Source organism: Streptomyces sp. NPDC059452, assembly GCF_042750035.1.
GTDB lineage: Bacteria > Actinomycetota > Actinomycetes > Streptomycetales > Streptomycetaceae > Streptomyces.
Genome location: NZ_JBHYVE010000010.1, coordinates 112,912 through 137,501 on the forward strand (window position 1 = coordinate 112,912; position 24,590 = coordinate 137,501).

Annotated in this window: 7 protein-coding genes; all 7 read right to left on the bottom strand. The window is 72.1% G+C overall.

From position 1 onward, the window contains the following. Positions 1-30 precede the first annotated feature (30 nt). Genes ACFW9Z_RS15930 through ACFW9Z_RS15960 form a run of 7 tightly spaced genes read right to left on the bottom strand, consistent with a single transcriptional unit; the run spans position 31 to position 24,524 of the window. Entirely contained in the window at positions 31-825 is a 795-nt protein-coding gene (locus ACFW9Z_RS15930; protein WP_384640274.1) for a thioesterase II family protein, read from the bottom strand. Continuing rightward, on the bottom strand, positions 800-2,572 hold the full coding sequence (locus ACFW9Z_RS15935; RefSeq protein ID WP_384640276.1) for an ABC transporter ATP-binding protein/permease: 1,773 nt from the start codon (positions 2,570-2,572) through the stop codon (positions 800-802). The genes ACFW9Z_RS15930 and ACFW9Z_RS15935 overlap by 26 nt, the downstream gene beginning before the upstream one ends. Continuing rightward, a complete protein-coding gene (locus ACFW9Z_RS15940; protein WP_384640278.1) occupies positions 2,565-4,781 on the bottom strand; it encodes a lantibiotic dehydratase in 2,217 nt (738 codons plus the stop codon). The genes ACFW9Z_RS15935 and ACFW9Z_RS15940 overlap by 8 nt, the downstream gene beginning before the upstream one ends. After that, positions 4,781-5,002, bottom strand: coding sequence for an MbtH family protein (locus tag ACFW9Z_RS15945; RefSeq protein WP_384640281.1), 222 nt, complete (start codon positions 5,000-5,002; stop codon positions 4,781-4,783). Before ACFW9Z_RS15945 ends, ACFW9Z_RS15940 begins: the two co-directional genes overlap by 1 nt. A 9-nt stretch (positions 5,003-5,011) precedes the next feature. After that, on the bottom strand, positions 5,012-12,724 hold the full coding sequence (locus ACFW9Z_RS15950; RefSeq protein WP_384640284.1) for an amino acid adenylation domain-containing protein: 7,713 nt from the start codon (positions 12,722-12,724) through the stop codon (positions 5,012-5,014). Further along, entirely contained in the window at positions 12,721-19,056 is a 6,336-nt protein-coding gene (locus tag ACFW9Z_RS15955) for an amino acid adenylation domain-containing protein (protein WP_384640286.1), read from the bottom strand. Before ACFW9Z_RS15955 ends, ACFW9Z_RS15950 begins: the two co-directional genes overlap by 4 nt. Beyond that, on the bottom strand, positions 19,053-24,524 hold the full coding sequence (locus ACFW9Z_RS15960) for an SDR family NAD(P)-dependent oxidoreductase (RefSeq protein WP_384640289.1): 5,472 nt from the start codon (positions 24,522-24,524) through the stop codon (positions 19,053-19,055). Before ACFW9Z_RS15960 ends, ACFW9Z_RS15955 begins: the two co-directional genes overlap by 4 nt. Between the last annotated feature and the right edge of the window lie 66 nt (positions 24,525-24,590).

Consider the following 24,590-nt stretch of genomic DNA (forward strand, 5'->3'; position numbering starts at 1 on the left):
TGTGATGGGTGCGGGCCGAACGCGGCCGCGCTAGGCGCCGGTGCCGACGAGATCGCGGATGACCGCGGCGATCTCTTCGGCATGGGAGCGGATGAAGAAGTGGCCGCCGGGGAAGGGGCGCATCGTGACGGGCCGGTCGCTGTAGGCATGCCAGCCGTCCACCTGATGGGCGCTGACCGACCGGTCGTCCTCGCCGTACAGCACGGTGAGCGGCGCGGGCAGCGGCTGCGGGAGGGGCCGCGGCCAGGTCTCCAGAAGCTCGAAGTCCGCCCGGAGGACCGGCAGGACCAGTTGGAGCAGGTCAGGGTTGTCCAGGACCTCCGCCGGGGTCCCCTCGTACTGCCGCAGCCGCGCCGTCAGCCGCTCGTCGTCGAGGACGTGCACCAGGTCCTTGGCGACCCGCCGGTCCGGGGATCCCGCTCCGGAGAGCAGGAGGTGTGCCGGGGGCGGGTAGCCCTGGACGGACAGTTCCAGCGTCAGGGCCACCGAGACCGATGCCCCCATGCTGTGGCCCCAGAACAGCACGGACCGGTCGCCCGTGAGAGGGCCGATCTCCTGGACGAGGTCGCGGACCAGGTGGGTGACGCGCCGGTAGGGGCGCTCGTGGAAGCGGCGTTCGCGGCCCGGGAGGTGGACGGGGAGAAGGGCGCAGTGGTCGGCGAGGAGCGCCTGCCACTCGGTGAAGGCACCGGCTCCGCCGCCCGCGTACGGGAAGGCGATGAGCAGAGGTCGCGGGTCGTCCGGAGCCGGGAGGCCGCGCAGGAACGCCCCCTCGCGGCTCGTCGGGACACGGCGGCCGTCAGAGGAAACGGGTCTTGAGTTCACGGCGGTACCCCAGGACGGCAAGAGCGGTGAAGGCGGCGGCGTAGGCGAGGAGCACCAGCACGGAGGGGAGGCCGAAGCCCGGTTCGATACCGACCGCGTCCCAGCCGATTCGGGCGAAGTGCCAGGTGGGCAGGGCCGGGGCGATCGTTTCGGCGAAGTCCGGCAGCTGGTTCAGCGGGACGAACATGCCGCTGGCGAACGACATCAGGAGGTACACGATGGTCGAGACGGGACCTGCGGCCTTGGGGGAGAGGTTGTAGCCGATGGCCAGCCCCATCGCGACGAAGACGATGTTGCCGAGCGTGAGTCCGCCCACAAGGCCGGCCCACTGCGCGAGATCGAGCCTCACTCCTCCGACAGCGGTGGCGAACGCACCGAGCAGGGCGAGCGTGAACAGTGTGAAGACGGCGGCCGGGACGACACGTGCGGAGAGATAGGCGCTGGGCGGCATGGGGGTCGCCCTGATCAGCAGGTCCCAGCGGAAGCCTCGTTCCGCCGCTATGCCGACACCGAACCCGAACAGGCCGACTCCGACGGCGCCGTAGGCGCTGAATCCCGCCACGGTGTACGCCATGGCCTCCGGGTCACCGCTGCGGCCCTGGGAGAGCCCGAAGAACGCGAAGAAGATGGTGGGCAGCAGACAGGTCGTCAGGATGAAGGCCATGTCCCGCTTGAGCTTGAGGAATTCGGCCTTCGTCTGCGCACGCACGATCCTCGTCCAGGACCGTGCGTCCAGCCGTTCCTTCGCGGCGCGGGGGCCGGTCGCCGTGCCCCGGCTCGCGGGAGCGGCCGGGATCCCGGAGGAAAGGTCGCTGGTGCTGGACCGCAGCACCTCCTCGACAGCCTCCTCCAGGCTGACGCCCCGGACCTCGATGCCGTCGAGGTCCGGCTCAGTGCCGAGCAGCGACTTCAGCACGTCCGCCGTGTGCGCCGTGGTGAGCGAGAGCACGCCGTCGACGTACTCCACGTCCTGCGCACCGTCGGCCCGCACGGCCTCGACGGAGGCGGCGCTCGTCGGCCTCAACGTGACGCGTCGGCGGCTGAAGTGGGACTTCATCTCCGCGGTGGAGCCTTCGAAGACCGTGCGGCCCGAGGCGAAGAGAACGACGCGGTCCGCCAGGGCGTCGGCCTCCTCAAGGTAGTGCGTGGTCAGCAGGACGGCGGTCCCCTCGGCGGCGACCCGCCGTACCGCGGCCCAGAGCTGACGGCGTGCTGTGCTGTCGAGGCCCACGCTCGGCTCGTCGAGGAACAGCACCCTCGGCCTGCCGCACAGCGCGAGCCCGAGGTAGACCCGCTGCTGCTGTCCACCGGAGAGCTCTCCGAAGAAGCGCTCCCTCAGGTCCGCGAGACCTGCGAGGTCCAGGACCTCCTCAGTGCTCATCGGCTCGGGGTAGTAGGCACGGAAGAGGTCGATCAGCTCGCGCACCTTGAGCGAGCCGGGCAGCCCGGAGTTCTGCAGGACGACTCCGCACTTCTCCCGGGTCTTCGGGGAGGCCGGAGAGCCTCCCAGGAGCTCCACCACTCCGGAGTCGGGCTGCCGCAGACCCAGGAGGCAGTGCAGACTCGTCGTCTTGCCCGCGCCATTGGGCCCCAGCACCGCCACCACCTCACCGGGCAGTACCTCCATGCGTCCGTCCACGACCGCCTGGAGGTCGCCGAACGACTTGGTGAGCCCTTCCATCCGTACGGCGGGCCGCACCTCGGTGGGGAGGACGGGGTTCGCGAGGGACTGCGCACTCTCAGCCATGGGTCTTCCTGTCTGTTGCAACGATTCTGAATTCCACCGGATAGCGCCGGTTCGCATCGTCCCTCAGCCACATTCCAGCCGGCCCGGGGAGCATTTCGGAAAAGGTCAGCTCGCCGTCGGGGACTCGTTCACGGCCGCGTCGTATCTTCGACCACAGCATGTCGACCATCAGCGGGTTGCCCAGATCCACGTAAATGGGTTTCACTTCGCCCGACACCCTGACGAACAGGTTCTGCGGAATTCCCTTCCCGGACCGCAGCCGCTGGAAGAAGTCGAAGACGGCTTCTTCCTTCGCGCCGGGTTCCGGGAATTCCGCGAAGGGGACCCGCCAGGTCTCACGGCACACCACGACATCGTCGATGGTGATGCGGGGCTGGTGTGCGGCCGGTTCGAGAAAGCTGAAGGACTGGGCGGCGGCGCTGCTGAGGTAGTCGCCCAGCACCTCCGTGAGGCTCTCGTCGAAGCGTCCGTCGGCCGACACGACCCGGAAGCCCTCCCCGCTGGGGTGGACGCGGAGGGAGGCGGCGGGGACGAGCTCGGCGCCGGCCGGGTGGTAGGAGGGCTCGTTGCCGATGCCGATGTACCGGCACAGCGTCGACAGGTGCGCGTCAGGCGGTGCGGTACGCGAGTTCACGTGGCCGGTGCCGAAGGGATAGAGCGGGTAGACCGCACCGGCGATCTCCCGGTCCATCCAGCCGCGTACCTCCTCGGCATTCGGCGCCGTGTCCAGGAAGAGAAGCGCGTTGACCGTGTTGATGCACGAGTGCAGCTCGCCGAGCACCACCTGGAACTCACCGGCCCGGACGGCGTCGGCCGACACGGCGTCGATCATCAGGTCGGGGCTGTGCCAGCGCGCTTCGGTCCACGCCGGACCGCTCGCCGGGAACATCTCGGCGACCACCGGGGCGAGTTCCGCGACGGTGCGCACGGTCGGTGAACCGTCCCCGTGCGGCTGAAGGATCTTCGTCCAGCGTCGGCGCAGCTCCGCACGGGCCGCGTCGACCGGCCGCACCGCGTCGTCCCAGAAGGTCGTGGACATCTCGGCGAGGAGCCGGGGGAACGGATAGCCCTCGGCCCCGCCACCACCGTCCGCCTCGATGATCTCCCGTGCCGCACGGGTGTATTCGGCCGCGATGGCGTGGGAGAACCAGCGGGAGGCGGTCAGAACCAGTTCGAGTACCGGGCCTGCCTTTCCCAGCACCTCCGGACCGAGTTCGACGTCGAGATCGGCTACGCAGTCCTCGTAGGCGATGCGCTTGCCCGCGTAGAACTGCCCGGCTCCCTGCTGGGCCTCCTCGCCGGTGACCTGGACGAAGACCTCCTCGGCCGCGGTCAGCGCGGCGGCCAGCCGCCGCGGATCGTCGGCGCACTCCTTGAGGGCCGCCACGGCACGGGTGACCTCGTCGAGGTCCCGCAGGGCCGCGGCGCGGCGCAGCGGATCGCTGACCCGCATGAGCTGCCCCCGTAGTTGCCGCTCCGGCCGGCGCGCCTGCCGGATGGCGAAGTCCCCGCTGAGGACGCCCATGGCCTGGAGCCGTCGGACCTCCGCCCGCACCTCGGCCGCGGTCGCGTCCGGGCAGGCGAGCGGGATCTCGTAGGCTCCGCGGCTGCCGTCGCACGCCTCCAGCACACGGTGCCGCAGGGACGTCATCGGCAGTCGCGAGCCGTCCTGGAGGGTGATGCCCCGCGGCGTGATGTCGAGGCTGGGGGCGATCCGGGGTACCACCCATGGGTCCAGGCCGTGCCGCACCCGCAGGGCACGGGCGAGCGTACGGACCGCCCAGAGTTCCAGGTACACCTCACGTGATCGCGGCGAACGGCCGGCAGGCGTCGTCCGGGACGGCCGGGAGGTGAACGAGCCCCACACCGAGGGGCCGAAGAAACCGATGGTGTCGTTCTTGGCGCAGTAGCGGGAGAGGTAGGCGGCCAGGGACCGGCGCAGATAGCGCCGTCGCTTGCCCGACAGGAACGCTCCCTTGCGTACCTGTTCTCCGAGCAGCGGATTCTGCCAGGCGAGCGCCCCCTGGAAGAGGCCGTCCTCGGCGGCTGTCCGCAGGTTTTCCATGGCCGCCCGGTGGGCGTCCGCGAACGAGTCCGCGGCAGCTGCGGAGAGCCAGTCGAAGGGCATGCCCGTGGTGCGGACGACGAAGCCGGGCCAGACGCCCCACTCGTCGCCGGTGCCCAGGGGCAGGAGATGTGTATCGCGCATCAGTTGGCTGCCGTGTCCATCATCCGGCGCAGGCTGCGCGGACGCATATCGGTCCAGACGCGTTCGATCTCCGCCATGCAGGCGTCGATCAGTCCGGTGAAACCAGTGGTGTTCCAGCCGTCCGGGATATCCCGGCCCTGGGGCCAGACCGAATACTGGTCCTCGTGGTTGACCACGACGTGGTAGGTGATGGTCAGGTCGTCTTCGTCGAAGAGGGGCATGGCACCTTCTCAGAGTTGTGCGAGCAATGTGAGTTCTTGCCGAATGAGCGCCGCGTACTGCTCGGCGCGCCGACGGGTGAAATGCCGGCCGCTGTAGAGCAATGCGCCTTCGAGGGCGCCGCCGACGATTTCGAATTCGATTTCGACGACGGCTTCCGGCTGTGCCCCGGGGTCGTGAAGCGGGGCCGACGGCGGGTCCAGGAGCCGTACGTACGACTCGTGCCCGAAGAACGCACCGCGTGTGCGCTCCCCGAAGTAGTTGAGATGAACCGGGGGTTGGTGCAGATCCTTCAGCCGCTGCGCGCCCGGCGTGCCCTCCGCCAGATAGCGCAGCAGCCCGAAGGAGTTGCGCAGCAGTGGTTCGGTGGGGATCAGCCGGCCGACACGGTGCAGGGTCGCCAGAGGTTCCTCGGCCGGCTCCCCGCCGATGTGTACGGGGAACATGCCGGTGAACCAGCCGACGGCCGCGCTCACGTCGGGCTCGGGGCCCGTCACCCCGCCGAAGCCGTCCCGGCCCTGGGTGCGGATGCCCAGCAGCAGCGGTCGGCCGTCGGCCCAGCGGTGATAGGCCCGCGCCATCGCGGTGGCCAGGGCCGCCTCCATCGCCACATGCCCCTGTCGGTCGCGCAGTTCGCGCAGCCGCGCGGTCCGCGCGACGTCCAGGGCCAGGGACACCCGGTACTGCTCTCCGCGGGTCGGCGGCCCCGGGTCGTGGTCCACGGGTACGGGCTCGAAGCCATCGAGTACGTGTGCCCAGTGGTCGGCGAGTTCCTGGACCCGGGGGTGCCGGGCGGCCTTCTCACTCGCGCGGGCCCAGGCCACGAATCCGTCGCCCGCGGGAGCATCCGGCTCCACGCCTGCGGAGAGGTGCTCGTACCCGAGGGCGAAGTCCTCCAGCAGCGGCTGCCAGGAGTACCCGTCGACGACGAGGTGGTGCAGTGCGAAGAGCAGTCGGCAGTGATCCGGCCCGAGCCGTACCAGCGTCACGGACCAGGCCGGACCGGTCCCGAGATCGGTCACGGCGCGGGCGGTGCGTTCGAGTTCCCCGAGCCGTGCGGCCTGTTCGTCCGGTCCGGCCTCGCGAAGGTCCAGGGTCCGGAACGTGACCAGCTCCGCCCGGTCGGCCAGTTCCTGCACCCAGCCCGATGCGGTACGCCGCCACCGCATCCGCAGCGCGCTGTGGCGGCGCGCCATCCAGTTCAGGGTTGCCAGCACGGTGCCGGGGTCCAGGTCGGTGTCCAGGTCCAGGTAGTGAAAGAGGTGTTCCAGGGCGGGGTCGTCGCCGAGCCGGTCGAGGAAGACACGGGCTCGGGGCGGGATCGGAACGGATCCCGGACCTTCTTCGAAGACGGTGACCGGCGCCGGCCGCGCGGCTTCGAGGGCCGCCGCGAGGTCGCCGAGCACCGGGGTGCGGAACAGATCGGCGGGGCTGATCCGAAGCCCCTTGCCGGCGGCCTTCGCGGACACGCGCAGGGCGCGCAGCGAGTCACCGCCGAGGTCGAAGAAATCGTCCGTCCTGCCGACGCGTTCGGTGCCGAGCACCTCCTGCCAGATTCTTACGAGGTCTTCCTCCAGCGGTGTCCGTGGCTCGGCGTGGGCGGCGTCGGCGGGGCGTTCGTCGGGCACCGGGATGTCCCGCAGGGCCTTGCGGTCCACCTTGCCGTTGGCGTTCAGCGGCAGACGCGGAACCGGGACGATCAGGGGAACGGCGGGCGCGGGCAGAGTCAGCGCGGCGTGGCGGCGTACCGCAGCCGCGTCGAAGGTCCCGTCGTCGCCCGGCCGGGCGACGACGAACGCGATGAGCCGGTCGTCCCGCAGCACCGCCCCGGCCTGGCCGACCGACGGGTGGGAGTGGACCACGGACTCCACGTCGGCCACCTCGACGCGTACCCCCCGCACCTTGACCTGGCCGTCGTCCCGGCCCCGGAACTCCAGCAGGCCGTCGGTACGCCAACGCGCGCGGTCGCCGGTGCGGTACATGCGGGCGCCACCGTCGGCGAAGGGATCGGGGACGAACCGCCGGGATGTCAGGTCCGGCCGGCCGGTGTACCCCTGCGCCAGTCCGCGGCCAGCGATGTAGAGGTCACCCACGACGCCGGGGGGCACCGGGTGCAGGGCCGCGTCGAGGACGTACACCTGCTCGCCGGGCAGCGGTCGGCCGATGGGCACCACACCGCGGTCCAGCAGGCCTTCTCCCACCTCCAGTGCGGTCGACCAGATCGTGGTCTCGGTCGGTCCGTACCAGTTCCGGAGCCGTACGCCGCGCTTCAGCAGGGCCTCCGCCACCGGAGCGGGGAGGGCCTCGCCACCGCACCAGCCGCGCAGTCCGGCCAGGTCGCCCGGCGTCTCCGCCAAGGCCCCCCAGACGGTGGGCGTCGCCTGCAGCAGGGTCGCACCCGACCGGCGCAGGGCAGTGGCGAGAGCCACGGGGTCGAGTACCCCTCCGGTGTCGTGCAGGACCACGTGGGCACCCACGGTCAGCGGCAGCAGCAGTTCCACGAGGGAGATGTCGAACCCCGCCGTGGTGACGGCCAGTACCGTGTCCCGCTCGCTCCAGTCGGCGGTCGCGGCCTCGGCGAAGGCGGCCAGCGCCCCGTGCGGCACCGCCACCCCCTTGGGGCGCCCGGTCGAGCCCGAGGTGAACATCGCGTAGGCGACGGCGGCGGAACCGACCGCGTGGTCCGGGCCGGTCTCCCGAAGCCCGGCCGGCCGGTCCGCGCGGATGGTCGTACTGCCCGGCGGCACCATGCCGACGGTGGCGGCGTCCGCGATCACGGCACGGGGCCGGGCCACCTCGGCGATGAGCCGGGCCCGGGCCGCGGGCTGGGCCGGGTCGAGCGGCACGTAGACCGCACCGAGGTTCCAGACGGCGAGGACCGCGGCGATCAGCTCCATACGCCGGGGCAGCGCGACGGCGACCGTGTCGCCTGCGGTGACGCCGGCGGCGGTGAGCTCCTGGGCCAGGGCGGCAGCGGTCCGGGCGAGGGCCCGGTAGCTGTGTGTGCCCCGGGCGTCGGTGACCGCCGGCGCCTCCGCACGGTCCAGGACGCGGGCCCGGACGAGCTCCGGCACGGCCGTCGGCCCGGCGCCGGTCCGAGGACCCTGGCCCCATTCGCTCACGATCTCGTGCTGCCGGGCAGGCGTGAGCAGGTGCCGGGTGGCCAGCGGCTCCTCGGGCTCGGCGGCGAGCCAGCCGAGGACGGCGCGGTACAGCTCGACGAGCTGGTCGGTCTCCCAGTCCGCGAAGTGGCGCGGAGACGCGGCGAGCAGCAGCGCGAGATGGCCGTGAAGTTCGTCGGCGCCGTGGTCGAAGGACACGTAGAGGGGATAGTTGGTCGGTGCGATCTCCTGGAACTCTCCGGAGAGACGGACGGCCGACGGCCCGTCCTTGCCCTTCCCGACCTCTCCCAGGGCGTGGAAGCGGGTGTAGTTGAACACCGCCGAGACGAGTCGCCCGTACGCGCTGCGCCGCTCCAGCGCGGCGCCGGGGTAGGCGCGGTGGCGCAGCAGCCGGGTCTCCGCCTGGAAGCACTCCTTCACCAGGGTGGTCCCGGTCGTGCCGGCCGTTCGGATCCGCACCGGCAGGGTGTTGAGGTACATCCCGCGGGTGTCCTCGGCTCCCGCCGTCCCGGGGCGCCCGTTGACGACGAGACCGGTGAGCACCTCGTCCCGGCCCGTCCAGAGTGCGAGGACCGCAGCGTGCGCCGCGAGGAGGACGTCCTTGACGGGGAGGCCCTCCCGGTCGCCGAGCCGTTCGAGACCGCGCTGCACTTCGAGCGGCAGGGGGACGACCCTCCGCTCCGCGGCGGCCGGCTGCTCACCGCGGCGCGGGGGCAGGTCCAGCGGCTCGGCGCCGTCCAGCGCCTCCGCCCAGTAGGCCCGGGCCTCCGGGTCCGCGAGGGCGGCCCGTTCCTGCACCACGTAGTCGCGGAAGAGCGTTGCCGGGGGCCGACCCGCCAGCAGTTCACCGCCCGTCAGCAGCTCCTCGTACGCACGGAGGATTTCGGAGACGGTCGAGGTGAAGCTCCAGCCGTCGAGGATGGCGTGGCATTCGGTCACGCAGAACCAGAAGAGCTCCGTGTCCGCCTGCTGGACGGTGATCCGGAACAGGGGGGCCCGGGTGAGGTCGAGGACCCGTCCGCGCTCTTCGCGCATCCAGGTGTCCACGTGGTCCGCCGCCTCGTCGGCCGGGAGCGGCGTCCCGTCGCAGGCGCGCAGATCGACGAAGGTGACCGGAGGCTCGACCTCGCGGTGCACCAGCTGGAGCGGCTCGGTGTACGAGGACAGGTCGAAGGAGGTGCGCAGCACCGCGTGGCGTGCCATCACATGGGCCAGCGCGGAACGGAGCAGTTCCTCGTCGAGTGCGGCCCGGACCGCGACGGCGGTCACGTTGAGGTAGGCGGCGTCGTCGAGCTGGTGGAAGACCATGCCCTGCTGGAGCATGGTGAGCGGATACGCGTCCTCGCAGTCCTTGGGCAGCGCCTCCCGGTCCGCCGGGTCGACCAGCTCGAAGGGCCTGGTCACGACCGGCGGGCCGCTGTCCGACGCACCTGCCGCGACGGCGAGTTCGGCAACGGTCTGCGCGGCGAAGACATCCGCCACGGCGAGGGACAGTCCCTGCTCCTGAGCGTGCGCGGCAACCTGCACGGCCCTGATCGAATCGCCCCCGAGCTCGAAGAAGTTGTCGTCCGCGCCCACCCGTTCCCGTCCGAGGACGTCCGACCAGATCGCGGCGATCACCGTTTCGGCCCGGCCCCGGGGTGCGCGGTAGGGCGCGCCTGCGGCCTCGGCGAGCTGTGCGCCGCGGGCCCGCTCGCGCAGAGCGGCCCTGTCCAGCTTGCCGTTGACGGTCTTCGGCAGGTCCGCGGCCTCCACCAGGACGGGGACCATGTGCGCGGGCAGCCGTGCGGCCAGGTGGGTGCGGAGCTCCGAGGCGTTCAGCTCACCGTGCGAGGGGACGACGAAGGCGATGAGGCGGCTGCTGTCGGCGATGACACCAGCGGCGGCGACCGACGGGTGGGCGGCGACGGCCGCCTCGACCTCCCCGGGCTCGACGCGGAAGCCGCGCACCTTGACCTGGGCGTCCATCCGGCCGAGGAATTCCAGCTGCCCGTCGGGGAGCAGCCGTACGCGGTCGCCGGTCCGGTACATCCGGCTGCCGTCGGCGGCGAAGGGATCCGGCATGAACCGGGTCGTGGTCAGGGCCTCCCGGCCCGCGTAGCCCAGGGCCACGGAGTGGCCGCCGACGTACAGCTCGCCGGGGATTCCCGGTGGCAGGGAACGCATCCACGGGTCGAGCACGTACGTGTTCAGGTGCGGCAGCGGTACGCCGATGGGGCTGCCCGTCATGGGCCGCTCCGCATCCGCCCGCGTGATCTCCCGCTGGGTGACGTGCACGGTCGTCTCGGTGATGCCGTACATGTTGACCAGCCGGGGCCGGTCGCTGACGGGAAGCCCGAACCAGGGTCGCAGGGCGGCCGGCTTGAGTGCCTCACCGCCGAAGACGACCAGGCGCAGCGCGCTCGGGAAGGGTGCGTGGGTGCCTGCCCACAGATGCACGAGGGAGTGGAACGCGGTCGGCGTCTGGTTGAGGACGGTGACGCGTTCGTCGATCAAGAGCTTCAGGAAACGGTCGGGGGTACGGGCGATGTCGCGATCGACGACGACGACCGTGCCGCCCGTGGTGAGGGGGGCCCACATCTCCCAGACGGAGAAGTCGAACGCGATCGAGTGGAAGAGGGTCCACCGGTCGTTCTCCCCGTACCCGAGCGCGGACCGGCCCTCGACGAGCAGGGACGCGAGGTGCCCATGGGTGACGGTGACGCCCTTCGGGGCGCCGGTGGAACCCGAGGTGTAGATCCGGTACAGGGATGAGGCGGACGGGACAGCGGGCTCTTCGGCGGGGCTGACGGAGTCCTGATCGCCGGGCCGGTCGACCGCGAGGACGTCCAGGCCGCCCAGGCCGGCCCGTTCGACGAGGGCGGAGTCGCCGACGACGAGGCCGGTGCCCGCGTCCGTCACCAGCGACCGCAGACGCAGCCGCGGGTGCTCCTCGTCGAGCGGGAGGCAGGTCAGACCTGCTTTGGCCACCGCCAGCATCGCCACCACCAGGTCCACACCGCGCCGGGTCAGTACGGCCACCGGAGTACGGGGATCGCTGACCCGTCGTGCGATGAGCCGCGCCAGCGCCCCGGCGCGGCGGTCGAGTTCGCCGTACGTGACGCGGTGCGGGCCGTGTACGACGGCTTCGCGCTCGGGGTGGGCGGCCGCCTGCTCCTCGAACCAGCCGACGACTCCGCGCGGACCGAGGGCGGGGGGCCTGCGGGTACCGGCCGTGGCCCGTGGGGGCTCACCGCCCAGGCTCAGGTCTGCCAGGCGTGCTTCCGGGGCCGTCACCGCTTGGGTGAGCAGGGCTTCGTAGCTCCCCAGCCAGCTGCGGGCGGTGCCGGTCTCGATCAGGTCGCTGTCGTACTCAAGGTAGAGGCGGGTTCCGTCCGGGGCCTCCTCGACGGTGAGCGTCAGGTCGAACTTGGAGACGGACAGGTCGATTTCGAGCCGCTCCGCGGAGAGGCCGCTGGGCAGTTCACGGGCCGCGATGTCGGTGCGGCGGTGGTTGAACACGGCCTGGACCAGCGGGGACCGGCCGCGCTCCCGCTCGACGTCCAGGGATTCGACGAGCCGCTCGAAGGGCAGTCCGCGGTGGGCGACGGCTTCGGTGGTGTTCTGGTGCACCCGCGAGACGAGCTCTCGGACCCGCGGGTTGTCCCCGACGGGGCCGCGCAGGCACACCATGTTGACGTAATTGCCGACGCGAAGGGCGTCCTCGGCCCCGCGGGTCGTGACGGGGCAGCCGACCAGCAGGTCCTTCTCGCCGGTGAGGACGTGCAGCAGATAGCGGTAGAGCGACAGGTGCACGGCTGCGGAGGTGACGCGCAGCTCGCGGGCCAGGGCGGTGACACCGGCGGCCGCGCGCTCGTCCAGCACCCGCTCGATGCGCCGGCCGTGACCGGCCCGTACGGCCGGGCGGGGCCGGTCGGACGGCAGGTCGAGGACAGTGGGGGCTCCGTCCAGGCGGGCACGCCACCATTCCAGATCCGCTTCCTCCGCCACGGGCTCCGGCGTGGTGACGACGCGCGCGACCGTCGCCCCGTGGGCGGAGCCCTCGTACCGGCCGAACATCTCGCCGATGATCAGGTCGAGACTGTCGCCGTCTCCGGTGATGTGGTGCACGCTCAGGCAGATCAGGTGCTCGTCCTCGGCCAGCCGGGCCACGGCCAGCCGGGCGAGCGGCCCGGCCGCGAGGTCGAAGGGCAGCCGCGCCTGCCCGGTCAGCCAGGCGTGGGCGTCCTCCGCCGAGGCGAACTCCTCCGTCGTGACCGGGGCAGGGAGTTCACCGGCGGGCAGGACCCGGGCCCGGGGGCGGCCCCGGTCGTCCTCGAACACGGTGCGCAGCGCGTCGTGCCGGTCCACGACCGCGCGGAAGGCCTCGGTCAGTCGCGGAGCGTCGACACGTCCGGAGAGTCGCACTCCGGCCGCGATGTTGTAGACCGGGCTCTGCGGGTCGAGCCGGTGGAGGAACCACAGCCGGGTCTCGGCCCGGGTCATGAGGGTCGGGTCCTGCGGTTCCCCGGCCGCCGCGGCGGTTGCCTGATCCAGGCCGTGAGCCCGCATCTCCGCGTCGAACCGGCGCAGAAACTCGGGGTCGTCGAAGATGTCAGTCATTGGTTCGCCTTTGCGGACATGAGCAGTTGTTCGGCCACTGCCGCCATGCGGTCGACGTGGGGGTTGGCCGTGCGGACCATGGCGGCCTGCTGTGCGATCGTCTGGGCCTCGAAGACATCGGTGACCGAGAGTTCGGTGCGCAGCACCCGCCGGATCCGCTCGACGATGCGCAGGGCGCTGATGGAGTCCCCTCCGTGGTCGAAGAAGTTCTCCTCCCGCCCCGGTTCCGGGGCGGAGAGGGCCCCTCGCCAGATCTCCGCGAGAACACGCTCCACCGCGTCCCGGGGAGGCTCCCCGTGGCGGCGCTCGGCGGGCACGGGATCCGGCAACGCGTCGCGGTCGACCTTTCCGCTGGGTGTGACGGGGAGGGCGGCGATGACGGCGACGGCCGGCACCATGTACGCCGGGAGCCGCTGGGCGGCGTACTCGCGCAGCTCGTCCGCCGTGACGGACACGTCCGCCCGCACGACATGGGCGGCCAGCCGTCCCTCCCGCACGACCACGACGGCTTCCCGTACCGCGGGGTGACCGGCGAGCACCGCTTCGATCTCACCGGGCTCGATGCGGAAGCCGCGCACCTTCACCTGGCCGTCGGTCCGCCCGAGGAACTCCAGTGAACCGTCGGGCAGTTCCCGCATCCGGTCGCCCGTGCGGTACATCCGTGCGCCGGCGGGGCCGAAGGGATCAGGCACGAAGCGCAGGGCGGTCGCCCCCGGGGCACGGTGGTAGCCCTGCGCCACGGTGCGTCCGGCAATGTGCAGTTCGCCCTCGGCACCGGTACGGGCCGCCCTCAGCCAGCGGTCCAGCACATGCGTGGCGACCCCCGGGATGGCCTTGCCGACCGGGACGCGGGGGCGCCTCGTAGCGTCGTCCGCCGGACCGAGGTCCACCTCGTCCACCGGCTGATCGGTGGCCCAGATGACGGTCTCGGTGGGCCCGTAGAGGTTGTGCAGATGGACTCCGCGGCTACGGGCACGCTCGGCCAGGGCCGGGGAGAGCGCCTCACCACCGCAGCCCCCGGTCATGCCGCTCAGGTCCGCGTCGGTGGTCAGCAACTGCTCCCAGAGGGTGGGAACGGAGTAGAGCCGGGTGGCACGCACCTGCACGATCCGTGCCGCGAGGTCCGCGGGGTCGAAGAGCGGGCCCGGGTCGTGGAGCACCACGCGGGCACCCAGGGACAGTGCGACGAGGAGTTCCAGGACGGACACGTCGAAACCGACCGTCGTCACCGCGATCAGGGTCTCGTCCGGTCCCCAGCCCGGCGCTATCGCCTCGTGGAAGGCGGTGAGTTCACCATGGCCGACGACAACCCCCTTGGGCGTGCCCGTCGAACCCGAGGTGAAGATCAGGTACGCGGCGTCGTGCGGCATGGGCCAGGGCGTCGGCGCGACGACGTCCTCAGGGGCACAGACCGTTCCCAGGGCGACAGCCGCGGCGATACCGGCCGTCGCGTCCGCCGCGTCCGGATCGTCAGGGTGGACGAGAACGAGGGAGGCTCCGGCCTGCTGGACGATCTGTTCGATGCGCCCGCGCGGCGCGTGCCGGTCGATCGGCACGTACACCGCACCGCACCGCATGATCGCCAGCATCGCCACCACGGCTTCCACGGTCCGGGGCAGCAGCGTGCACACCCGGTCGCCCCGGACCACTCCGGAGGCACGGAGCAGGCCCGTCGCCCGGGCGACCTCGTGTTCCAGCTCCGCGTGGGTGAGTTCCCGGTGCGCGTCGGCCACGGCAGGCCGCACGCCGGGCAGCGCGGCGATCCGTTCGGGCAGCGAGCGGAAGTCCTCCGCCTGTGTGGCTTCGCCGTAGCCGGGGACCAGCGCCTCATCGCCGATGCCGAGTGCGTGCAGGGGCCGGTCCGGGTGCTCGGCGAGTACGCGGAGCAGTTCGCCGAGCGTCCCGGCCAGGAAGCGTGCTTCGTCGTCACCGACCAGCGCCGTGCTGTACCGCACCAGGGCCTTGACGTCCGTGCCGTCCTCGACCACCTCCAGGGCCAGCGGGAACTGGGTGACGCCGGATTCCAGGGGTTCGGGGCGGAAGGCGGCCCCGGCCGCCCGCAGGACGCCGCGGCTGCCCTCCCAGGCCACCAGCGTCTGGAACAGCGGCAGGGCCGCGGCCTCCCGGTCGGGTGCGACCTCCCGCACCAGCTGCTCGAAGGGCAGGGAGCGGTCCGCGTACGCCTCCGCGAGCCGGCGCTGGGTCAGGCGCACGTGATCGGCGAGGGTGCCGTACGCGGGGAAGTCCGCGCGCACCGCGATGGTGCCCAGGAGCGGACCGACCACACGGTGGTGTTCCTCCTCGGTCCGCAAGGACACGGGGAGACCGACGGCGAAGTTCTCCTGGCCGGTCCACCGGTGCAGGACGAGCTGCCACAGGGCGACCATGACCGCGTTCGAGGTGACCGCCATCCCGGCGGCGGCCCGGCTCAGCGCCGCTCCGTCCAGGGCCACCCGCACGACGGCCCCCCGACGGTCGAAGCCGCTGCCGCGCGGGCTCAGGCCCGCCAGGGGCCGGATGCCCTCCAGGGCCGCGGCGCGGCGGCGCAGCATCTCGCCCGCGGATGGGCCGGCTTCGGCCTCCTGCCGGGCCGCGACGTCGCTGTACTGGACCATCGCGGGCAGCGGACCGGCCGCACCTCCGGTGTGCTCGGCATATCGCTGGGCGATCTGCCACACAATGGTTTCGACCGACTCGCCGTCGCAGGCGATGTGGTGGACGCAGACGACGAGCAGATGGCTGTCCGGTCCTGCCATGAGGGCCAGCCGCACCGGTCCGGCACTCAGGTCCATCGGCTGCGCGGCCAGCGCCGCCGCCCGCTCCCGGCACTGCCCCCACGTGTCGAGGGGCACCGGCCGCAGGTCCGCACGGACCCGCGCACGGTCCACCGGCCCGGTGAGACCTTCGGGTTCACCGGCCGTGGCGGGTACCCGGAGCCTCAGCGATTCATGCGCGGCCAGGACGTCGCAGACCGCCTCCGCCAGCGCGGGAACGTCCACGGGCCCGTCGATGCGCAGGGTGAGCGGCACGTTGTAGACCTGTGCCTCGCTCGCGTACCGGGAGAGGAACAGGAAACGGCGCTGAGCGCGCGACAGCGGGATGCGCGCCTGCTCCTCGGGCCGGCGGGGCCCGGGCAGGGACGAATCCCCGGCATCGGTGCGGGGCTGGTGCTCCAGCAGCCACCGGATGTGGGCGGACAGGTCCGCCAGGACCGGGTTGTTGAAGACCGCGGCGAGCGTCACCCGGGTACGGAAGACCTCGGTGCACGCGGCGGCCACCCGGGTGGCCATCAGTGAACTGCCGCCCAGGGTGAAGAAGTCGTCCTGCGGCCCGATTCCTCCGGTGCCGAGGAGCCCTCCCCAGATGCGCAGCAGTTCCTCGGTGATGTGATCGGCGACGCCCGGTGCCCGGGCCACGGACACCTCGGTCCCCCGCTCCGCCTCGCGCCTGAGCGCCACCCGGTCGACCTTGCCGCCCGAGGTGAGCGGCAGTTCGCCGGTGACGTGGATCCGCCGCGGGACGGCGGCGGCGGGCAGGTAACCGCCGAGGTGCGTGCGCAGGTCGGCCTCCGCCACGGTGACGCCCCGCTCGTGCCTGGCCCAGGCGACGAGGTGGGGCTGCGGTTCCTCGCGGAACAGCACCACGGCCTCGTTGACCAGGGGGTGCCTGCGCAGTACGTCCTCGACCTCGCCGAGTTCGGTACGGATGCCGGAGAGCTTGACCTGCCCGTCCCGGCGGCCCCGGAATTCCAGGCGCCCGTCGTGACGCAGCCGCACGATGTCCCCGGTGCGGTACATGCGCCGGCCGCCGCCCGCGAACGGGTCGGGCAGGAAGCGGAGCGCGGTGGCCCGTGGGGCGTCCAGGTAGCCGTCGGCCAGGAGCCCTCCGAGGTACAGCTCGCCGACCGCCCCGGGCTCGACGGGGGTGCCCCAGGCATCGAGCACGTACGCGTGCCGGCCCGCCATGGCGTTGCCGAGCGGGACCCGGGCCGAGGGGGCGTCGGCCGGGGACAGGCCGCCGTGCACTGCTGTGATCACGGCCTCGGTCGGGCCGTAGACGTTGTTCAGCCGCGGGGTGCCCGCGATCCGTCCGAACCAGGTGTCGAGGGCGCCGCGGTCCAGCGCCTCTCCTCCGATGAGGAGTTCACGCAACGGCCCTGCGGCCAGGGCATCCAGCACCCGCTCGCCCCGGGCGCACAGCTCGTGCCAGTACGGGGTGGGGAGATTGGCGACGGTGATCCGCCGCTCGGCCACTTCGGCCGCGAAGTCGGCGGGGTCCCACAGGTCGTCCCCCCGGAGCACCAGCGTGGCACCCACGGTGAGGGCCACGACGGCCTGCTCGATCCACACGTCGAAGCCGTGCCCGGAGAACTGCAGGCAGCGGTCCTCGTCCGTGATGCCGTACGAGGCCGCGGCCGACGCGGCATGCGCCAGCAGGCCTGCCCGGCGGACGACCACGCCTCGGGGGCGGCCGGTGGATCCGGAGGTGTAGAGGCAGTATCCAGCGGCGTCCGCACACAGCGCGGCCGTGGGTGCGGCCTGCCCGCCGCCGTCCGTGGCCCCGGTACGGCGGACGGACAGCCCCGCGGACCCGTCGGGCAGCGCGGTTTCCTCCACGAGGACAGCCGGGTGCGCGGAAGCGAGGATCTCCTGCCGCTTCCCGTCCGGTGTGCCGGCCGGGACCGGTACGTACACCGCTGCCGCGTCGAGGACCGCGAGCAGCGCCACAAGGGCGTTCACCGAACGGGTCGTCGTCACCGAGACGGTCTGGCCGGGCCGGACTCCGGCTTCCAGGAGCCGGTCGCGCAGCGCCGTGACCCGGTCGCTCAGCTCGCCGTAGCTCAGGCTCTCCTGGTCCGACTCCACGGCAGGCCGGCCCGCGTTGCGGCGCAGCAGGTCAGCCATGGTGACGGGGCACCCGGTTGCCGCGGTGCTCACCCCGCCGGGCAGCGGCCGGGGAAGAGCGAGAACCTCACGTACGGAGCTCTCCGGCCGGGTGCAGGCGTTCCGCAGCACCTCGGTGAAGCGGCGCCCCAGGGCCGCCATGCTCTCCTCGGTGTAGAGCTCCCGCTGATAGATGAGCCGGGGCCGCATGGCTCGTCCGTCATCCGCGATCTCCAGTGCCACGCCGTTCTCCGCCGCCGTGCGCGGAAGTCCCCCTTCCAGTGCGGAGAACGCGGGGTCGACGGCGTATTTGTTGAAGACCACTCCGATCCGTGCCGACCGGCCGTACGCTTCGGCCATCACCTCGTTGAACGGCGCGTCCTGTCGGCGCAGTGCCTCGGCGACGCGGGTGCGGACCTGGCCGAAGAGGGCGCCGACTGTGTCCTCCGGTGTCACGGTCAGCCGCAGCACGAGGGTGTTGATGAACGGTCCCACCACGCCGAAGGAGCCTTCGGTCTCCCGCCCCGATACCGGCAGCCCGATCACCAGTTCGCGTCGGCCGCTCCACCGGGCGATCAGCAGGGCCCACACGCCAAGCAGGATCATCTGATCCGACAGGCCGAGTGCCCGCGCGGTGGCCCGCACCTGGTCCGCGAGTGCCACGGGCAGCTCGATGTCGTGAATGCCCGCGCGGTAGCTCTGCTCGGCCGGCGGGGACAGATCGTGCGGCAGCCGGACGGGTTCCGGAGCTCCGGCGAGGGCGGCGACGGCCTCCTCGACCTGTCGGCCGCGCAGGGCGACGCGTTCCCCGCCGGCCTCCCACAGGGCGATGTCCGGGTAGTCGAGCCCCGGTGCCGCGGGCGCGCCGTGCAGCACCTCGAAGAGGATGACCTGCAAGGAGGCGGCGTCCACCGTGAGGTGGTGCACCGCCACCAGCAGCCGGGCCGCCGCGTCCGGGAAGGTCACCAGCCCCACGCGCAGCAACGGCTGTGCGGCCAGGTCGAACCGGTGCCGGAGCCACTCGTGCTCCAGCTCCGCCAGGCGGCGTCCGGTCTCGGGGTCGGACTCCGGCCCCAGCGCGATGTGCTCGATCCGGAAGTCGCCGACCGGACGGAACCGGATGACGGGCCGTCCCTCGGTGACGACCACCTGCGAGCGCAGCGCGGCATGCCGGGAGACCAGGCCCTCCAGCAGCAGCTGGGCCTCGGAGGCGTCCGTACCCCGGTCCATGCGGGCCGTGAAGCCGAGGGTAAACAGCGGCACGGCCTCGGCCAGCTGGTCGGCCAGCCAGATGCGCTCCTGAGCCGGTGTCAACGGCACTTCACCGGGCACCCTGCCCGAGGCGACCGGGCCCTGCGGGCGGGCCAGCCCGGCGCCCTTGCCCGCCAGCAGCCTGGCCAGCAGGGCATTCTTGGCCGGGGAGAGTTCGACCGGGGAATCGACGCTCATGCGTCCGTCCCCCCGCCCAGGATCGCCTGCGTCTCCTCATCGCTCATCGACGCGAGGACCTCGATCAGCCGTGCCTCCACCGAGGCCCCCAGGGTGCGCACCGTCGCGTACTCGAACAGGTCCGCCACGGAGAGGCGTACCGAGAGGCGGTCGGCGATCCGGGCGATGAGCTGTACCGCCACCAGCGAGGATCCGCCGATCGCGAAGAAGTCGTCGTCGATGCCGACCTCGGCCACGCCCAGTGCCTCGCCCCACAGACGGCTGAGGACCTCCTGGACCTCGGTCTCGGGAGCGATGTACGGGGTGTCCAGCGTGCGGGCCGCCTGGCTGTCGGCGAAAGCGTCGGCGCTGCCCAGCTCCGCGGTGCCGAACGAGCGGACCCGGGCCAGCCGGGTGAACAGCCCCTCGGGGCAGACGATGACCTGTGAGCCGGGCCGGGTGGCGAGGATGCGTCGGAAGATCTCCTGTCCCTCGACGGTACGGAGCCGGTCGCTGGGCACCTGCGACGGCTGTGACGGCTGCGAGCTGACGGTGGCCCCGTCCTGCTGCGGCTGTGCGGAATCCAGGCGTACGGAGCGCATGGTGTAGCCCTCGACCACGACGCACGGGATTCCGGCGTCATCGGTGATCGTCACGTCGACGTCGAGGAAGTCCGGCCGCTGCGGATCGCTGCGGTGCTGCTGCAGCGCCCAGCAGTGCGCGGGCATCGGACGCAGCACGGTGACCGAACGGTAGGTGAAGGGAAGGTAGTTGTGGCCTTCGAAGCCGTCGGCGCCGAACGAGGTGGCCCGGTCCAGCAGCGACGGGTGGATGGCGAGGCCGTCGGTGTCCGGGTGGAACTCCTGGGGAAGCAGCAGCTCCGCGAGGCCTCGGCCGTCCTCTCCCCGGTGGTAGGAGGTGACCACGTCCCAGCGCGGCCCGAAGGCCATCACTCCCTCGCCCGACTCGTCGAGATCGCTGAGGTCGTCGGCCCGCAGCGCGGCTCGCAGCGCCGGCAGGTCGACCCGGGCGGGCTCGGTCCCGCGGTACGCGGCGGCCCGGCCCCGGCAGTGGGAACGCGGCCCGCTGCCCGAGCCGTCGTGCGCGGTCACCTCGAAGGTCCAGGCGTCCTGGCCGTCAGGGGAGAGCCGGACCCGGATGACGGTGTGCTCCGCGACCGTGAGCGGGTCGATGAAGATGACTTCCGAGAGCGTGATCTGCTCGGCGCCCGAGGTGTCCCGCACCGCCTCGCGGACCATCTCCAGCAGGCTGGTGCCGGGCATGACACCCGTCCCGTCGAGCTGGTGGTCGGTCAGCACCCAGTGGGCGCCGGGCAGCAGTTCGCTCTCGTACTCCCGCAGAGCCGACTCGTCGTCGTAGCGGCGGTGCATGAGCGGGTGCCCGAGCGACGTGCTGTGGGCCCGGGCCAGGTCCCGGGCGCCCTGCGAGAGGTTGCCGTCGGCCACCATGCCGACCTCGCTCCAGCCGGCCCAGTTGATGGAGACGACGTAGGGGCCGGATCCGTCGCGGGACGCGGCGAAGGAGTCCATGAAGTTGTTGGCGGCGGCGTAGTCGGAGTGCGCGTAGTCGCCGCACACGGCGATGATCGACGAGAACAGCGCCATGAAGTCGAGCTCGTCCCCGCACAGACGGTCCAGCAGCACCGTGCCCGTCGTCTTCGCTCCGAGCACCGGTGCGGCAGCCTCAGGGGTATGGATCTCCATGAGCGAGCCACCGGGCAGGCCGGCCGCGTGCACGACTCCGTTGATGGCCCCGAACCGCGCACGTGTCTCGTTCACGGCTGCGGCCATGGAGGCCTCGTCCGCCACGTCCGCGGCGACCACCAGCACCTCGGCGCCCAGCGATTCCAGTTCCTGTACGCCGCGGATGCGACGGCGTGTCCCGGCGCCGGTGGCCGGATCGGCCAGCACCGTGTCCCACTCCTCCCGCGCGGGCAGCGGGGTGCGGCCGAGCAGGACCAGCCGGGCACGGCAGCGCGCGGCCAGGTCCCTGGCGATCTCCAGTCCGAGGCCACCGAGACCACCGGTGATCAGGTAGACGCCCTGCTCGCGCAGCAGCTCGTCCTGAGCGGACTCGTTGGCCACGGGACGGTAGTCGCGGACCCAGCGGCGTGCGCCGCGCACGGCCACGTGCTCGTCCTTGTCCTGGCCGAGCTCGCGCACGATGGTGCGGTGCAGGCGGACGGGCTCGTCGGTGAGCTGCACGTCGAGGTGGCGGGTGCGCACTCCGGGGACCTCGGTCGTGATCGCCATGATCGGCCCGCGGGCGGTGGCGGTGTACGGGACCACGTCCTCGGTACCGGTGACGGCATGCGCCCGGTCGGTGACGGCGAGGAGGTCCAGCTTCTCCGGCGCCACCCGGGCCAGTGCCTGGGCGAGGTGCAGCAGCCGGTCGTAGGTGCGCTGGGCGAGTGCGGGTGAGGCCTCGTCCTCGGTGAAGACGCCTACGGCGTACAGCAGGCGGTCCGGGGCCTGGCCGGCGCCCCACGCCGCCTCCAGCAGCTCCCGTACGGCGGTGGGGTCGTCGGGGTCGACGACATAGCCGTCGCCCTCGTCCGAGAAGCCGGTTCCGGCGACGGCGGGGACCACGTACGCACCGGTGTCGCGGCAGGCGTCGATGAGCTCATGCCCCCTCCGGTCATCGTCGGTGAGCACCAGCCAGGTCTCGCCGAGCGCGTGGTCCGCCCGCATCCGGTGGAGCGGCGCCTCGGTCCAGACCGGCACGTACAGCGGCGCCTCCAGCGGCGGCCTGGTGCCTTCGCCCTGGCTCCAGGACACGGTGGAGGACTCGTCGACCGGGTCCGGGGCGACCCAGCAGCGTCGGCGCTCGTAGGGGTAGGTGGGCAGGGGGACGCGACGGTAGGGGCCCGCTCCGCGGACCCGGTCCCACTCGACGTTCACGCCGGACGCCCACAGCCGGGCCACGGCCGCGAGGGCGAACGCCTCGTCGTCCACGGACTTGTTGGGCGAGCGCAGGGTCTGGGCGGCGGTGACCTGACCGCCATCGACCATGGCGTGCTGCCGGGCGAAGGACGACAGGGCCTGGCCCGCGCCGACTTCGAGCAGCACCAGCCCGCCGCGGCGGGCCAGGGTGTCCAGCCCGGCGGTGAAGCGGACCTCACCGCGCAGGTGGCGAACCCAGTAGTCGGGGTCCACTGCCTGTTCGGGCGTGATCCAGTCGCCGGTGACGTTCGACAGGTACGGCAGGGAGGGCGCGGACAGCCGGACGGTGGCGACCAGGTCTCGGAAGGGCTCCAGGATCGGATCCATCATGTGGCTGTGGAATGCGTGCGAGGTGCGCAGCGGTGTCGCCTCCAGCCCCATGTCCGACAGGAGTCCACGCAGCCGCTCCACTGCCGCCCCAGTGCCGGAGACGACGCTGGCCGAGGGCGAGTTGGCGGCGGCGAGCTGCACCTCGCCGTTCAGGTCGGGGTCCTCCAGCAGCGGGCGGACGGCCTCCGCGTCGAGCGGCAGGGCCAGCATCGCTCCGCGCGGCAGGGACTGCATCAGGGCGCCGCGGCCGGCGACGAGGCGGAGTGCGTCCTCCACGTCCATGACGCCCGCGAGGGCGGCAGCCACGTACTCGCCGACGCTGTGACCGAGCATGGCCGCCGGGCTGATCCCCCAGGACTGCCACAGCTGGGCAAGGGACCAGTTCACGGCGAAGGTCGCGGGCTGGGTGATCCGGGTCTCCGCGAGCAGTTCCGCGGCCTGCGGGTCCGAGGCTTCGGCATGCAGCAGGGCGAGCAGGTCGACGTCCAGGACCTTGTCGAGTACGGCGGCACAGCGGTCCAGAGCCTGCCGGTAGACCGGCTGGGTGCGGTACAGCCCCAGGCCCATGCCGGGGTACTGGGCGCCCTGCCCCGGGAAGAGGAACGCGACCTCGTGCACCTTGGTACCGCGGCCGTCGACGGCAAGGGCGGGATCGCCCTCCCGGCGCAGGGCCGCCGGCGCCTCGGCCGCGGTCGAGACGACCACCGCGCGGCGGAAGTCGTGCCCGCCCCGTCCGTCCTGCAGCGTGGCGGCGACGTCCGCGAGGGCCGCGTCCTGGGTCTCCAGGTGCGCGGCCAGGTCCGCCGCGACAGTCTCCAGGGCTTCGGGGGTGCGCGCGGAGAGGGTCAGCACATGCGGGCGCCCCTCGGCGCTCGGCGCGGCCGGCTTCGGCTCGGGGGCGCGTTCCAGGATGGCGTGGCCATTGGTGCCGCCGATACCGAAGGAGCTGATGGCAGCGCGCAGCGGAGTGCCGTCCGCTTCCCAGGGCGTGGTCTCCCGCTGGAGCCGGAAGGGGGTCTTCTCCAGTTCGAGCGCCGGGTTGAGCTCCGCGCAGTTGATGCTGGCGGGGATGACGCCCTCACGCAGCGCGTACGCCGCCTTGATGAGGCTGGCGATGCCGGCGGCCGGGCCGAGGTGGCCGACGTTGCCCTTCAGGGAGGCGAGTGCGCAGTAGCCGCGCTCCTGGGTGTGGCGGGAATAGGCTTCGCTGATCGCGCTGATCTCGATGGGGTCGCCGACGACCGTGCCCGTGCCGTGCGCCTCCAGGTAGCCGATCGAGCGCGGGTCGACCTCGGCGTCGCTGAGGGCGTCGAGGATCAGTTCGGTCTGGCCGTGAGCTCCGGGTGCGGTGAATCCGGCCCGGTCGTCGCCGTCGTTGTTCACGGCGGAGCCGCGGATGACGGCGTGGACGGTGTCGCCGTCGCGGAGGGCGTCCTCAAGGAGCTTGAGGACGACGACACCGCCGCCGTTGGAGAAGATGGTGCCGCTGGCTCCGGCGTCGAACGGGCGCACATGACCGTCCGCGGAGTAGATGCTGCCGTCGACGTGGGCATAGCCGGCCCCCAGGGGCATGTCCACCTGGGCGCCGCCGGCGAGGGCGACCTCGCACTCGCCGTTGCGCAGGCTCTGCGCGGCCAGGTGGACGGCCACGAGCGAGGTGGAGCACGCGGTGTAGACCGAGATGCTGGGGCCGAGGAAACCGAACTTGTACGAGACGAGCGGGGCCACGTAGTCGGGGTAGTTGCCGACGCTGACACTCATTCCGCCGGTCGCACGCATGATGGCGGTATTCCGGAAGACATAGTCCTCGCGATAGGTGCTGTTGGCAGTACCTCCGAAGACGCCGACACGCCGGGACATGCGCCGGAAGTCGTAACCGGCGTGTTCGAGCGCCGTGTTGGAAAGCTCCAGGAAGAGGCGGTGCTGCGGGTCCTTGATCTCCGCCTCGCGCTGGGTCAGACCGAAGAACCCCGGGTCGAAGCCATCGAGTTCGGCGGCCGTGTAGGAGGCGGTGACATAGCTGTCGGATGCGTATTCACTCTCGTCGACCCCCATCTCATCGAGTTCATCCGCCGTGCGCCACTCGACGGACTCGGTCCCCTCGCAGAGGTTCTTCCAGAACTCGTCCACGGAAGTGGCACCCGGGAACCTTGCGGCCATTCCGACAATAGCGATGTGATCGCCGCGCAGCGACATTTCCCCACCCAGTCTCGAAGGCGGCAGGAGATCGAGGTCCTGCCTCCGGGACGCCGTTCACAGGCG